Source organism: Bacillus sp. AMCV2 (assembly GCF_056033925.1).
Genome location: NZ_JBVYIB010000002.1, coordinates 1,339,619 through 1,353,848 on the forward strand (window position 1 = coordinate 1,339,619; position 14,230 = coordinate 1,353,848).

At 43.3% G+C, this 14,230-nt stretch carries 16 protein-coding genes and 1 pseudogene; 11 read left to right on the forward strand and 6 right to left on the reverse strand.

Going from position 1 to position 14,230, the window contains the following annotated elements; genetic code table 11:
* The 7 genes from AC0OMA_RS07120 to AC0OMA_RS07150 are packed head-to-tail and all read left to right on the forward strand — an operon-like array spanning position 1 to position 4,973.
* On the forward strand, positions 1-2,082 hold the full coding sequence (locus tag AC0OMA_RS07120; protein ID WP_322839562.1) for a terminase: 2,082 nt from the start codon (positions 1-3) through the stop codon (positions 2,080-2,082).
* 13 nt (positions 2,083-2,095) lie between these two features.
* On the forward strand, positions 2,096-2,425 hold the full coding sequence (locus AC0OMA_RS07125) for an XkdW family protein (protein WP_181218953.1): 330 nt from the start codon (positions 2,096-2,098) through the stop codon (positions 2,423-2,425).
* A complete protein-coding gene (locus AC0OMA_RS07130; protein ID WP_063335098.1) occupies positions 2,422-2,586 on the forward strand; it encodes an XkdX family protein in 165 nt (54 codons plus the stop codon). The genes AC0OMA_RS07125 and AC0OMA_RS07130 overlap by 4 nt, the downstream gene beginning before the upstream one ends.
* A gap of 43 nt (positions 2,587-2,629) precedes the next feature.
* Positions 2,630-3,469: a phage-like element PBSX protein XepA gene (gene xepA, locus AC0OMA_RS07135; protein WP_181218955.1), complete on the forward strand. Its 840-nt coding sequence runs from the start codon at positions 2,630-2,632 to the stop codon at positions 3,467-3,469.
* A 52-nt stretch (positions 3,470-3,521) separates the two neighbouring features.
* Positions 3,522-3,791 carry a hemolysin XhlA family protein gene (locus tag AC0OMA_RS07140; protein ID WP_003232655.1) on the forward strand — a complete coding sequence of 90 codons (270 nt, stop codon included), beginning with the start codon at positions 3,522-3,524 and terminating at the stop codon, positions 3,789-3,791.
* 12 nt (positions 3,792-3,803) lie between these two features.
* On the forward strand, positions 3,804-4,067 hold the full coding sequence (locus AC0OMA_RS07145; RefSeq protein ID WP_015483133.1) for a phage holin: 264 nt from the start codon (positions 3,804-3,806) through the stop codon (positions 4,065-4,067).
* Positions 4,068-4,079: 12 nt separating this feature from the next.
* Entirely contained in the window at positions 4,080-4,973 is an 894-nt protein-coding gene (locus AC0OMA_RS07150) for an N-acetylmuramoyl-L-alanine amidase (RefSeq protein ID WP_181218957.1), read from the forward strand.
* Positions 4,974-5,010: 37 nt separating this feature from the next.
* Here AC0OMA_RS07150 and spoIISC read toward each other — a convergent pair whose 3' ends face one another.
* The 6 genes from spoIISC to steT all read right to left on the reverse strand — a co-directional run bounded on the left by spoIISC (position 5,011) and on the right by steT (position 9,483).
* Entirely contained in the window at positions 5,011-5,148 is a 138-nt protein-coding gene (gene spoIISC / locus AC0OMA_RS07155) for a three component toxin-antitoxin-antitoxin system antitoxin SpoIISC (protein WP_003232648.1), read from the reverse strand.
* An 85-nt stretch (positions 5,149-5,233) separates the two neighbouring features.
* The gene (gene spoIISB, locus AC0OMA_RS07160; RefSeq protein ID WP_003232646.1) at positions 5,234-5,404 is read right to left on the reverse strand and encodes a three component toxin-antitoxin-antitoxin system antitoxin SpoIISB; all 171 of its coding nucleotides are present in this window, start codon (positions 5,402-5,404) and stop codon (positions 5,234-5,236) included.
* Positions 5,404-6,150, reverse strand: a complete 747-nt coding sequence (gene spoIISA, locus AC0OMA_RS07165) for a toxin-antitoxin-antitoxin system toxin SpoIISA (RefSeq protein ID WP_047182497.1) — start codon at positions 6,148-6,150, stop codon at positions 5,404-5,406. The genes spoIISB and spoIISA overlap by 1 nt, the downstream gene beginning before the upstream one ends.
* A gap of 109 nt (positions 6,151-6,259) precedes the next feature.
* Positions 6,260-7,261, reverse strand: coding sequence for an inorganic phosphate transporter (locus AC0OMA_RS07170; protein ID WP_003232642.1), 1,002 nt, complete (start codon positions 7,259-7,261; stop codon positions 6,260-6,262).
* Positions 7,262-7,273: 12 nt separating this feature from the next.
* Positions 7,274-7,891 carry a DUF47 domain-containing protein gene (locus tag AC0OMA_RS07175; RefSeq protein ID WP_003218470.1) on the reverse strand — a complete coding sequence of 206 codons (618 nt, stop codon included), beginning with the start codon at positions 7,889-7,891 and terminating at the stop codon, positions 7,274-7,276.
* Between the two features lie 275 nt (positions 7,892-8,166).
* Positions 8,167-9,483 carry a serine/threonine exchanger gene (gene steT, locus AC0OMA_RS07180; protein WP_041850924.1) on the reverse strand — a complete coding sequence of 439 codons (1,317 nt, stop codon included), beginning with the start codon at positions 9,481-9,483 and terminating at the stop codon, positions 8,167-8,169.
* Between the two features lie 388 nt (positions 9,484-9,871).
* Between steT and AC0OMA_RS07185 the strand changes: the two genes are divergently transcribed.
* From AC0OMA_RS07185 to AC0OMA_RS07200, 4 genes and pseudogenes are all read left to right on the forward strand, one after another.
* Positions 9,872-10,822, forward strand: coding sequence for a ring-cleaving dioxygenase (locus AC0OMA_RS07185; protein WP_015383451.1), 951 nt, complete (start codon positions 9,872-9,874; stop codon positions 10,820-10,822).
* Between the two features lie 101 nt (positions 10,823-10,923).
* Positions 10,924-11,031: pseudogene (locus AC0OMA_RS07190) on the forward strand (hypothetical protein); the annotation flags it as partial.
* A gap of 7 nt (positions 11,032-11,038) precedes the next feature.
* On the forward strand, positions 11,039-13,180 hold the full coding sequence (locus AC0OMA_RS07195) for a glycosyltransferase family 39 protein (protein ID WP_474222005.1): 2,142 nt from the start codon (positions 11,039-11,041) through the stop codon (positions 13,178-13,180).
* Positions 13,181-13,191: 11 nt separating this feature from the next.
* Entirely contained in the window at positions 13,192-14,163 is a 972-nt protein-coding gene (locus AC0OMA_RS07200; RefSeq protein WP_181218963.1) for a glycosyltransferase family 2 protein, read from the forward strand.
* Positions 14,164-14,230 lie beyond the last annotated feature (67 nt).

Here is a 14,230-nt window from a genome sequence, read left to right on the forward strand (position 1 = left end):
ATGGCATACGAAGAAAAAACAGACTGGCTTCCGGACGACCCCATCAACGAAGATGACGTCAACCGCTGGGAAAAAGGCATAAAAGACGCCCACACCGACCTGGCCGCCCACAAAAACGACATGAACAACCCCCACAACACAACAAAGGCGCAAATCGGGCTGGGGAATGTGGATAATGTGCAGCAGGCGGCGAAGAAGGATTTTGACAAGCATATTTCAGATGAAACCATACACATTTCATCCAGTGAGAGGACAAAGTGGAACAACGCACAATTAACTAAGCTAACTGATGAAAAAGGAAAATATCTAGCAAGCATCCAAAACGGTCTGGATTTTCACAAGATTGTGGAAGAATTGGATCAAACCTTTTTCTTTTATACTGATAAGACGGGAATCAATACCCCACCGTTTGCCACTAGAGGATTGTATATTGGCTACAAATCTTATGGAGAAGCTTTGGCAATGGATTATGAAGGAGGTACATGGCGAAAAAGCCTGAATGATTCCGGCTGGACTGATTGGGTTCAATTAGAAACTTCAGAAGGCGCTCAATTTAAGGTGAGGAGCCATGAAGAAAAAACTGAAATACATGTAAATAAAAGCGATAAAGACAAATGGAATTCTGGACAGTTATTTAAAGTAACTGCCGATAACGGGACACAAAAGATTAACCTGTCATCTGGATCTTTTTATGATTCGCTCAAAGATGTTGGGACTGTTACTTTCTATGGAACAAACGCGGTCACAGATAACCCGTCAAACACAAGTCTTCGAGGTATGCAATTGGTCGGTCAGCTAGGAATAGGCATGGGGTATGCTGTGGATGTGGGAGGTAATGCTTGGTGGTTTTTCTATAACGCTAACGATAGTGCGATCAATTGGTATCAAATTGAGTCTATAACGGGAGTGCAGTCAAAGATAGATGCACATGCCAATAAAACAGATATCCATGTAACAACATCCGATAAGGACAAATGGAATAATGCACAACTATATAGATTAACTGATACTCAAGGTTGCCGAACTAAAATCCCAGATGGAACTGACTTATTAACGCTGCCCTCTGGCTTTTATTATGCAGTAGGGAATGTCATAATAAACAATCCTGTTTTGGGAGATGGATCATGGTATAACTATGATGTTATTGAAACAGGAGGTGGCGGCCGAAAAACAATTTTGGCCTCTAGAAGTTTCGACGGAACCTTTTGGATGGCAACGATTCATACAGATGGCGTGTTTAAAGGATGGAATAAGATCGAGACCGAGGCAAGTGCTCAAACTAAAGCAGATAAAGCCTTAGATGATGCTAAAAACTATGTTGATGCAAATTATTCTAATCAAAAATTAACTGTTTTAACAGGAACAAATGTAATCCAAGATGCGAGAATAAGCGGAAATGATTACCCAGCTGGTATCACATTCATGGATATAGGAGCTAATAACGCTACCGGTTACCCACTTACCTATGGCATTGTAAAAAATGAAAAGCATAGTAATTATCGCTTTACTCAGTATTTTTATGGAAATGCAGACACAACTAGTGGAAGCTATGATCATGTTGGGACTTGGATCCGCCATTGGTGGGCTGGTACAGGCTGGACAGCTTGGCATAAAATTTCTGGATTTGCACATGCCAATATTCGGGCCAACAGCATACAATATTTAAATAAAGCTAACCATACAAAAATTCAGTTTAAACGCAAAATAAAAGATAGTCATAATGCTTTTGACACAAATAATAGTAGATTCGTTGCCCCTAATGATGGAATGTTTTTAGTGGGAGTTGGGCTGTATATGATAAATACACCGGCTTACATCAATTTTCATCTGAAACTCTATCTAAATGGATCATTGTATAAACCAATTGACCATAAGAGAGGGGACTTTGTTGATAAGCAAAATGAAATGTACCTTGGATTAAATGGTAATGTAACCGTTCCTATGAACAAAGGTGACTATATAGAGATCTATTGTTATTGCAATTATAGCGGTGATGATAGAAGAGGTGTATCCGATTTTAACGAGCTATACAACTATATAGACGTCCAAGAACTTGGAGGACTTAACTATCCTACAGTATAAGATAGGAGGCAAAATGATGATCGCAGAAGCAATCATGTTTAAATACCCCAGTGCAGACCCAACAAGAGATTTTATCGTTCAAAATGACGGGGAAGGGTCTTATATAGCCGAGTGGAACCTGCGCTCGCCCATCCCAACACAAAAAGAACTCGAAACCTGGTGGGAGGAGCTGCAAAAAAATCCGCCGTATGAGCCGCCTGATCAGGTGGAGCTTCTCGCTCAAGAATTGTCACAAGAAAAGCTGGAACGCAAGCAGCTTGAAGAGCTGAACAAAATTTTGGGAAGCGAGCTGGCAGATATAAAGCTTTCAATACTTTCTTTGAAAGGGGATTATGCTGAATGAATTATTGGGTGCTTGCCCTCTATTATGAGTGGGCGACAACGGATATGGTGAAACAGGCCTTAGCATATCAAGACTGTTCAATTGAGGATCTGGCAGAAGGTGTGAACAAAAAGCTGATCACAACTGACCAGTATAAAGAAATTACCGGTAAAGCCATGTAAGGCTTTTTTATTTTGCCTGTTTTTAGATCAAAGGAGGATGAAGATGGTGAAGTATCAATATGAATTTCCTCTCGATAGGACTGGAAAAGCCGGCGCTGTAAAGCCCTATCGAGGAGGAAAAAATGATTTTGTGACACCTGTTGCGAATTTGTCGGGTGCAGCGGAGATTTTAACAAATGCTGCCTTAAAGGCGACTGAGGCATACAGTCAGCTCGGGCAAGACAGGCTTGGCGCAGTTCTGATTTCGAAAGTGAAGGGCTGGGCGTATGCAGATCGTGAAGGTACGCTCTTTATTGAAGAAAGCGACAACAATAATGTTTGGACAACGACAGCAGCAGTTAATGTCGCAGCAGGTGTCCTGACAGCGACGGATTGGGTATACCTTTCAAAACGCTATTATCGCTTCCGTTATGTGAACGGGAATCTTCAGCAATCTGAGTTTGTATTATACCAATCAGTCGGTGCGGGTGAGATGGATGTGCGTGTCAATGGAAAAACGCCTTTACAGATTGACTTTGCGGAGAATCAAACACACGATGGACGGCTGAAAGTCGAGGCTCGCAAAACATTTGACTTTGTCTTTCATGAAAATGCAGAGTCCGCCGGCGAGGGTGCTTCTTTACCTGTTGATGGTGCCGCGCATTTACTCGTTGAAGTCTACGGCACAGCGGAAATGAGCGAAGTCAAATTTTGGGGCAAATCGGTGTCAGGACAGAAACTACCGATCAGAGGCGTGAAAACTGATGATGCTACCACTGCCTCCAGTACATTAGGAAAAGCTGAGGCATGGGCCTTTGATATTAAAGGGTTTAAGGAGATCATCATGGAGATTATCAGTATCACCGGCGGTACTCTTTCGGTAAAAGGGACCGCGGTTTCATAACAGTCTCGGCCCTCGGAAGGGAGGTGATCTGCATGTGAAGGAGGAGTGAGAGATGCAGCAAGAGGCAGATGTGAATGTGTTTCAGCAGGATTTAGCAGACATGAAAGGCGAGCACAAAGCACTTGAGCAGAGGGTTTCCGCATTAGAACGCGTGTCTGATCGGCAAGACCAGCAAATCATGACGCTGAACGAAAAATTAAACAAAATTGAAGAAAACACAACGTGGATTAAACGCACCATCACAGGTGCCATCATTACAGCAGTGTCTACAGGCATTATTGGCGGAGCCATCGCCATTATGTACAGTCTGCTGCAGCATTAAAGGGGGATTTTTATGAACACGTTTGACAAGGGCACGGTCATCAGGACGGTGCTTCTTTTAATTGCTTTAATCAACCAGACCATGCTGATACTCGGCAAATCACCATTGGACATTCAGGAGGAGCAGGTCAATCAGCTCGCTGACGCTCTTTATTCAGCCGGTTCCATCGCATTTACAATTGGAACGACACTTGCCGCTTGGTTTAAAAACAACTACGTAACAGAAAAAGGGAAAAAACAGCGCGACTTGTTAAGGGACAATAATCTGACGAAATAAGGAGAGATGAAAATGGTTAACATTATTCAAGACTTTATTCCGGTTGGCGCAAATAACCGTCCAGGCTACGCAATGACGCCGCTTTACATTACGGTGCACAATACAGCGAATACCGCAGTAGGAGCAGATGCTGCAGCGCATGCCCGCTATTTGAAAAATCCTGATACGACGACAAGCTGGCATTTTACAGTTGATGATACAGAAATTTATCAGCATCTGCCTTTAAATGAAAACGGCTGGCATGCGGGAGACGGAAATGGCAGCGGCAACCGGGCTTCTATTGGAATTGAAATTTGCGAAAATGCCGATGGCGATTTTGCAAAAGCAACAGCAAATGCCCAGTGGCTCATCAAAACATTAATGGCTGAACAAAATATCAGTCTCGCCAATGTCGTCCCTCATAAGTATTGGTCAGGGAAGGAATGTCCGCGAAAATTGTTAGATACGTGGGATTCGTTCAAAGCAGGAATTGGGGGAGGCGGCAGCCAAACTTACGTCGTGAAACAGGGCGACACACTTACATCCATAGCGAGAGCATTTGGTGTTACGGTTGCTCAGCTGCAAGAGTGGAACAATATCGAAGACCCGAATCTTATTCGCGTTGGTCAAGTATTAATTGTAAGTGCTCCATCGTCCACTGAAGAACCCGAGCTCTATCCGCTCCCTGATGGTATCATTCAATTGACAACACCTTATACCTCAGGAGAACATGTCTTTCAGGTGCAACGAGCACTTGCGGCTCTGTATTTTTACCCTGATAAAGGCGCTGTTAACAACGGAATTGACGGCGTTTACGGACCGAAAACAGCTGACGCAGTTGCCCGTTTTCAGTCTGTTAACGGTTTAACTGCTGACGGTATCTACGGGCCTCCGACGAAAGCGAAGATCGCAGCGCAATTAAGCTGATCAAAGACCATAAAAAATCCCGGAGCCGCTCCGGGATTTATTTTTTCTTCTTCAACTTTTTAATAATTCCAGCACTGCGCTCCCTCACCCGAAGCGAGTACCCGGAAAGCCCAAACCTTCCGTAATCAACAAACTTCACACGCCTCACCAATTTTTTCACTGTATCACCTGACATTATCCTCTGTTTGTATTTATTATATGTAACCCTTTAAGAAAAGGAATAAGGACAAGAGCTGTTTTCCCTTGTCCTTTTAGTGTGATCATGCTTTTTTTCGTTTATACTCGTCAATCAGCCGTTCGTTTTCTTTGAAGATTCTTGCTGTATGCGGACTGACTTGATAGCTTGCGACACTGGTGGTTGAACGTTTTTTCAGGATTTTAAACGGCTTCGCCGCTCTGGGCTCGCATCTGTTTTGAAACGCACGTTCCATTATCCTTCACCTTCCTCCTCAATTGGCAGCACCAAATCATATATGCTCGTTAATGACGTAAATAGCAAATAATCAAATTCCGTGACAATGCTGTCAGACGTCAGCTTGATGACATAATTCTGTGTCTCGATGGTAAAAGGGATGAGAACCACTTTTCCGTATTGGTCGTAATAAACATCCTTTCGATCGAGCCGTGTTTGTACATCTGCCGGATCATCCATATGCTCGGTTAACCGGTCTTTATCAGCCTGTGTCGAATAGTGGCAAAGAGAGGCCGTTAAGTTCATTTTATCAGCATAGGTTTTCAGCAGCTTATCAATGCCTTCAGCATAAGCATCTATACTTCCATAATAAACATGGATCGGTTCGTTTTTCAATAGGTATTGGTATGTTTTCAGCCGATTGAGGTACATGTGGAGCATTTCGTTGTTTTCTTCAAGAATTTCTCTTGTGTCTGTTTCAAGCTCGCTGCCGGCCAGTTTTTTGACGTATGCACTTAAGAAGATAAAAGCATCAATCAAAGCAAAACTGACTGCGACAATGAGATACCGTTCCCAGTGGGTAAATAGGGAAGTGGGCTCATATGTCCAGTATACCATAGCGCCCAGAACAAACAGCAAATACCAAGTTTTCCGGATGGCGGATATTTTTTCTTTGACCTTCGCTTCGAAACGCCACGTGGCATACACGTATAACCCCAGTCCGGCCACGATGCACCAGACCATGATCTGAAAGAATAAAACCATATTCGAATCCCTCACATCTGAAATAGGTTCTGCTTATTGTATTCGAGAGATCCGGATGGTTTTCCTGTTCCATCAAAAAAACCGCTCCTTTGACAGAAGCGGTGTGACATTAAAATATCATATTTAAAATAAAGTAGGCGATGGCACCAAGCGTAGCTGAAATCGGAAGCGTGATGACCCATGTAATGAGCATTCGCTTGGCCGTACCCCAGTTTACGCCTTTTACCCGGTGTGACGCACCGACGCCAAGAATTGATGAAGAAATGACGTGGGTTGTACTGACCGGCAAATGAATAAACGTGGCACCGAAAATAATGGCTGCTCCGGTTAAGTCAGCGGAAACACCGTTTACCGGACGGATTTTCATGATCTTTCCGCCAACGGTTTTGATGATTTTCCAGCCGCCGATTGATGTTCCGAGACCCATGGCTGTCGCGCAGGCGAATTGCACCCAGGTAGGAATATCATTAGCAGAAGTATGTAAATTCGCTGTGATGAGAGCCATTGTGATAATTCCCATTGCTTTTTGCGCATCGTTTGTTCCGTGTGTATACGATTGCAGGGCAGCTGTTACAATCTGCACTCTGCGGAATTGCTTATTCGTTTTCGCCAAGTTGCTGTCTTTGAAAATCAGCTTAACGATGCTATAAAGAATAAAACCAAGGACAAAGGCAATAATTGGTGATAGGATCAGTGCTTCAATGATTTTAATGAAGCCCTTATAGTTTAACGCTGCAAATCCGGCTGCCGCAATGGCTGCACCGGCAATAGCGCCGATGATGGCATGGGATGAGCTGCTTGGGATACCGTAGTACCATGTGATAAGGTTCCAGGCAATTGCAGCGAGTAGCGCAGCCAAAATGACAACAGAGCCATTTTCCAGCGTATAAGGATCTACGATGTCTTTCGTAATGGTTTTGGCAACACCTGTAAACGTCATTGCTCCGACAAAGTTCATCACAGCCGCCAATATAATGGCATGGCGCGGTTTCAACGCTTTTGTTGATACTGAAGTCGCAATTGCGTTTGCCGTATCATGAAACCCGTTGATGAAATCAAACGCCAGAGCACAAATGACTATTAGTATCGTTAATATTAATAGAATATCCATTTTTACCCCTCGTTACGCGTTTTTCATAATGATGGTTTCAAGATTATTGGCAACACTTTGACAAGAGTCGGCGATTTCTTCAAGCGTTTCGTAAATTTCACGATATTGAATGACTTTGATTGGGTCTGTTTCATTTCCGAAAAGATTCTTTAATGATTTTCTGTGCAAGTTGTCACAGCTGTGCTCATACTCTTTAATTTTGATTGCGTGAGGCTGAATATCCTTTAAGCGATTTTCTGCCAGCAGCTCGATCGTAATCAAAATCTCTTTCGCACATTCTCTGATGTATCCGCTGAATTTATCGATATGCTCGTCTGATGAAGTAATTGAGAAAATCTCCATCATGGCAGAGAAATGTTCGATTCCGTCAAGCACATCATCCAAGCTGTTTGTCAGCTGAAGGATATCTTCGCGCTCAATAGGAGTGATGAACGCTTTGTTAAGCTCTTTAATCATGACATGAACATGATTGTCACCTTTTGTTTCATATTCCTTTAACGTATCTGCAAATTCTTTAAGCGTCGTTTGGTTAGTGACCTTAAAATTCACAAAATATTCTGCAGTTTCGTCTATGTTCTTTGCAATTTCTGTTAAAAGGAGTGAGAACTTATCTTTTTTTCTTCTTATCATTAAAAACCCTCCATAGTTTGAATGAACAATGCACACATCAAATTATTATATAGCCTTTTGTCGAAAAAAAACAGGTAAAGTCGAAAAAAACGTATCTTGACTTTTTTGATAAATCGTGTCTCCTTATTTTGACCTACTTCGCTTTAAAAAAACGACCCAAGTTTGCAAAAACTTTCTGCTTAACGTAAAAAGTATATCAAAAGTTGTGTTTTTCCTGTCAACTTTTATCTTCTGTTTCACCAAAAAATGGTTCCCTAAACAAGGGAACCGTTTTATCAGCTTGCTTTTCGTTTTTTCATCCCGTAATAAACAGGCAGTCCGGCAAGGCCGATGAGAATGGATAATCCGCAGCTCATTGTATCTGTAATGAGTGTGCTGCCTAACACAAAGAAGGAGCCCGCGATTGCCAGAATTGGCATAAATGGATAAAGCGGAACACTGTAGGCGCGCTTTTCTCCCTTTGCTCGCTTGCGGAGAATAAACACTGCAAAAAAGGCCATCACATAAAAAATGTAGATCATGAAAATAGAGATTTCTGAGAGCTTATCAGGGTTGCTGATCAGCATCATAATCAAAGCCAAAGCAATTTGAAAAGAAATCGCAATCCATGGTGTACGGAACGACGGGTGTACATGTGACAGTTTTTCAGCAAATGGAAGCTGTTTGCGTTCCGCCATTGCAAATGAAACACGCGGGAAAGAAAGCACCTTTCCATTTAAGCACCCAAAGATGCTGACGATAATCCCTACACTGATCAGCTTTCCGCCAATTGAACCGAACAGCATGGTTGCAGCGGTGCTTGTCGCATTTTCACCAAGCGTGACAATTTCGTTCGCTGACAGGATGTGAAGCAATGCAAAATTAATGAAAATATAGATCGCCGTTACAATTAATAATCCGCCCGTCATAGCGCGTGGCAGCAGCTTTTCGGGATTTTTCATTTCTCCGCCGAGAGCGGCAAGGAGAATCCAACCGTCATAAGCAAACAATGTAGCTAAAATAGCCGCCCCGAAGTTCATATCGGAAATGCTTTCGTTTACTGCTGTGAAGATGTGCTGATCGCCTTTCCAAAGGCCAAAGATGATGATGCAGGCAATCGGAATCAGTTTTCCAATCGTTGTCAGCGTTTGGACAAAACCGCCGTATTTTGTACCGATAATATTAATGACGCATAAAAAGAGAACTGCTATAATTCCAATGACTTTTGATAGTCCAGATCCCCAGCCGAAAAGATTCGCCATTAAAGATCCAAAATATAAACCCAGCGCGCCAATAATCGCCGGGCCGTAAATAATAATCTGCACCCAGCCGCACAAAAATCCCCAAAACTCGCCGTACACTTCTTCAAGGTACGTATAAAGACCGCCGGTTTTTGGAATCTGCGTTCCGATTTCCGCGATTGTCAAACCGCCCGCCAGTGTTAAAATACCGCCTAACAGCCAGGCGAAAAGCGCCGTTTTTGAATCACCTGAATAAGCAAGCACAGCGCCGGGCTTCATAAAAACACCAGAACCGATAATGGTTCCGATGACAAGAGTAAGGGCAAACAAGAGGCCTATCTCTTTTTTTAAACCGTTGTCTTCAGTATGCATGTCCTTAACCTCCTATGATGTTGAAGCTTCATGTTGAAGAATCTATTTTTTCATATTGTAAACCCTATTTTAGAAAAGTGAAATAAAATAAATTTTCTGATTTTCGAAATTTGCTTTGTGTACAGCAGATAAAACTGTGGAAATACCTGTTTTAACGATCTATAAACGAATAAACTTCATGATTTTTATTTGTAAAGTTCGTGTTTTCTGCGTTGGGATTTTAGCCGGTACGGAGGGGAGGTGAGAATTCAGAGAATGAACGAACCTTCGGTGAAGCTGATATGTTGACTTTCTCATGCGAATAAAATACTTTGTTATTAGAACAATAAATATACAACTATGATATAATATCTCGAAATCGAGATAAAATAACCTGGAGGGACAGCATATGAAAGTTAACGGCATTCACCACGTATCGGCATTAACGGCCGATGCACAAAAAAACTTGGATTTCTATAAGAAAGTATTAGGATTAAAGCTCGTCAAAAAATCCGTCAATCAGGATGAACCGACAATGTACCATCTATTCTACGGAGATGAAGTGGCAAACCCGGGAACTGAGCTGACGTTTTTCGAGATTCCCCGCATTGCACCGTTTCATGCGGGAACAAACAGTATTTCTTCTATTGGATTGCGCGTTCCAAGCACAGAAGCCCTGCATTACTGGAAAGAACGTTTTGAAGAGCAGCAAGTAACGCACAGCGGCATCTCCAAAAGAGCCGGACGTGACATATTGGCATTTCAAGATCATGAAGGGCAGCGACTTGTGCTGACTGCTGATGAGGAAGGAAAAGGATATGGTCTGCCTGTTAAGCAGAGCGGCATTCCGGAAGAATTTTCGTTTCGCGGGTTAGGGCCGGTTGAACTGACTGTGCCATATGCTGAACCAACCTTACACGTATTGACGAATATTCTTGGATTTACAGAAATCAGCCGTGAACCAGTCGAAGGGCAAGGAACTGCCGTTATTCTGGAATCAGGAGAAGGCGGTGCTGCAACGGAAATCCATTTAATAGAAAGAAACGATCTTCCGCGCGAGCGTCAAGGCAAAGGAAGTGTTCACCACGTCGCATTTCGGGTAAGAGATGAAGAAGAACTTGCCGGGTGGCACCGGATCATCAGCCGGGAAGGCTTTAGCAATTCCGGCATTGTGGAGCGCTACTATTTCAAGGCGCTGTATTTCAGAGAACCGAACGGCATTTTGTTCGAGTTATCAACGGACGGACCGGGCTTTATGGTAGATGAAAATCTTGATGAGCTTGGCCAAACGATCGCTCTTCCGCCGTATCTTGAGCATCGAAGAGCTGAAATTGAAGAAAAATTGAAACCGATCCAATAAAATTGTAATTCGTTTGCCTTCCGGTATGCCGGAAGGCTTTTTTATTTTGCTGAAGCAGCATCGCTCAATGGGAAGGAAGTATCGGGTTCCGGTTAAGGGAAATGGATGATTGGCATGAAATGACCTCGGCAAAAATATTGTCTTTGTTTATTAATAGTTTATTCATATTTGCTTGTTACACTATTTCCAAGTTAGACAAAAAGGAGTGAAAAACACGTGGAAAAGAAAAAACGCGAGCTGGATATTTTCCTCATCCTCATTTTGCTCGCATCTGCATTCTTAAATATCTATAACATCTGGAATGATGATACGGTGAATCCTTATTACACCGCTGCAGTCACAAGTATGATGCAAAGCTTTCATAATTTCTTTTATGCTTCGTTCGATGCTGCCGGCTTTATAACAGTGGATAAACCGCCTGTTACATACCAAATCCAAACGATCAGCGCACTGATATTCGGTATGCACGGGTGGAGCGTCATTCTGCCTCAGGCATTGGCGGGTATAGGTTCAGTCCTTCTGATGTACTTGCTGATAAAACCGACATTCGGAAAAACGGCGGCGCGCATTGCCTCATTTGTTATGGCATGTACGCCGATAGCTGTAGCTGTGGCACGTACAAACAATGTTGATGCATTACTTGTATTTTTCTTATTGCTGGCTACATGGCTTCTCTTTAAAGCGATCAGAAAAGGAAAAATGATCTGGCTGTTAGCGGCGTTTTTCGTTGTTGGAGTAGGTTTCAATACAAAAATGCTTCAGGCTTACATGATTTTACCGGCCTTCCTATTGTTCTATTTGATTGCGGCAAATGCCGCGATGAAGAAAAAAATCATTTCGCTGGTAAGTGCGTTAGCTGTATTAGCAGCTGTTTCGTTATCGTGGCCGCTCATTGTCGACAATATCCCTGCAAGCAAGCGGCCTTATATCGGAAGCAGCCAGACCAACTCTGTTTTGGAATTGGCTTTCGGATATAACGGGATTCAGCGGCTGACAGGCCAAAATTCCGGCGGCGGCCAGGGTGCACCAAACAAAGACGCTTCAAAAGAAATGTCTTCTTCTGATAACACTCAAGCACCGCCTAATCAGTCATCAAGCAGCAGCTCATCAAATGATGACAAATCTTCAAATGGCAATATGGCGGCGCCTCCATCCAATGGCCAAATGCCAAGCGGCGGTCAAGAAGGCCCTCCAAGCGGCGGAGATGGCGGCCGAGGCGGACCCGGCGGGAAAGGCGGTACAGGAACCGGTTCGAAAATGCAATCGGGTTCAGGGATGTTTGGAACGGGAACACCTGGTCCACTGCGGCTTTTCCAACAAGAGTTATCTGATCAAATCAGCTGGCTTCTGCCATTTGCAATATTTGGAATCTTGGGCTTACTGATCGCTGGCGCGAGAGAAAGAAGAAGATTATCTATAGAGCAGAAGGAAACGGTGTTCTGGGTTGCGTGGCTTGTACCGATTGCCGGATTCTTCAGTGTCGCAGAATTTTTCCATCATTATTATCTCATCATGCTGGCACCGCCGATTGCGGCTCTTGTCGGTGCGGGATGGGTTGCCCTTGTTCATCTGTATCGCAATCAGACAGGCTGGAAAGCATGGCTTTTGCCGGGATCAATTATTGCGACAACTGGATTTGAATTGTTTATTCTCAGAAACTACAACGATCAAATCGGTGCAGGCTGGAGCATCGGTGTAGGTGTTATCGGCGTGTTGTCAGCGATTGCTTTGCTGCTGTTTAAACAGCGCCAAAAACCGTTCAGTTATTATGTTTCACTTGCAGCTCTCCTCGCATTGCTGGTGATGCCGATTTATTGGGCAAGTACACCGCTTCTGTACGGAGGCAACAGCTCACAGCCTGAAACAGGCCCTCAGCTCGCATCAATGAGCGGAAAAGGCATGGGAATGTCTGATGCCGCTGTAAATGAAAAACTGATCAAATATCTGGAAAAGAATAACTCCGGAGCTGAATACTTATTCGCCACAACCGATTCGAACACAGCGGCGCCATATATTATTAAAACGAAAAAAGCTGTCATGGCTATTGGCGGATTCAGCGGTTCTGACCCGGCTATCACGCTGACTCAATTCAAAAAGCTTGTAAAAGAAGGAAAAGTGAAATACTTCTTGGCTTCTGGAATGGGAAGAGGCGGAAACAATGACATTGTTGAATGGGTTGAGAAAAATGGAAAAGAAGTAACATCAGAAAAATGGCAATCAAGTTCTGATCAAAAAACAGAAAATACTGATTCAGCTGATACATCAAGCAGCAAGGCTTCAGGTGAAAAAGGCAAAATGGGCGGACCTGGCGGAATGAATCAGTCAGCAACATTATACGAATTACATGCTGATGAATAGGAGGCAAAAACATGAGCAGACATATTCAATATTCAATTGTTGTACCTGTGTATAACGAAGAGCTTGTCATTCATGAAACCTATCAGCGCTTAAAAGAGGTCATGGATCAAACGAAGGAAAACTACGAGCTGCTTTTTGTCAATGATGGCAGCAAAGACCGCAGTATTGAGATTTTAAGAGAGCGCAGCCTGATCGATCCGAGAGTGAAAATTATTGATTTTTCAAGGAATTTTGGACACCAGATCGCCATTACGGCGGGTATGGATTATGCACAGGGGAATGCAATCGTCGTCATTGACGCCGATTTGCAGGATCCTCCTGAACTGATTTTAGATATGATTGAAAAGTGGAAGGAAGGCTATGAGGTCGTGTACGCCGTGCGGACTAAACGAAAAGGGGAAACCTTTTTCAAAAAACAAACCGCGGCTATGTTTTACCGGCTTCTCAGCGGTATGACAGATATTGATATCCCGGTTGATACGGGGGATTTTCGCCTCATGGACAGAAAAGTCTGTGATGAAATGAAGAGATTAAAAGAAAAAAATCCATTTGTAAGAGGGCTAGTCAGCTGGGTGGGCTTTAAACAGACAGCGGTCGAGTATGTACGTGATGAAAGGCTCGCCGGAGAAACAAAGTACCCGCTCAAGAAAATGTTGAAGCTGTCAATGGACGGCATCACGACATTTTCACATAAACCGCTGAAGCTGGCAAGCTATGCGGGGATTTTAATGTCAGGTGCTGGATTTCTGTATATGTTTATCGTGCTGTATCTGAAGCTATTCACAGACAGCACGATTACCGGCTGGTCATCACTTATTGTGATCCAACTCCTGTTCAGCGGCATTGTCCTTCTGATTTTGGGCGTGATCGGCGAATATATCGGCAGAATCTACGATGAAGCCAAAGACAGGCCGCTTTACATCGTCCAAAAATCGTATGGAATTAAAAATAAAAGACTCTATAGAGACCAGCATATGTCATAACCTCAAACCCCCTGTCCGTTACGGACAGGGGGTTTTTATGCTCTGAGCACGATCTAAAGCAAAAGAT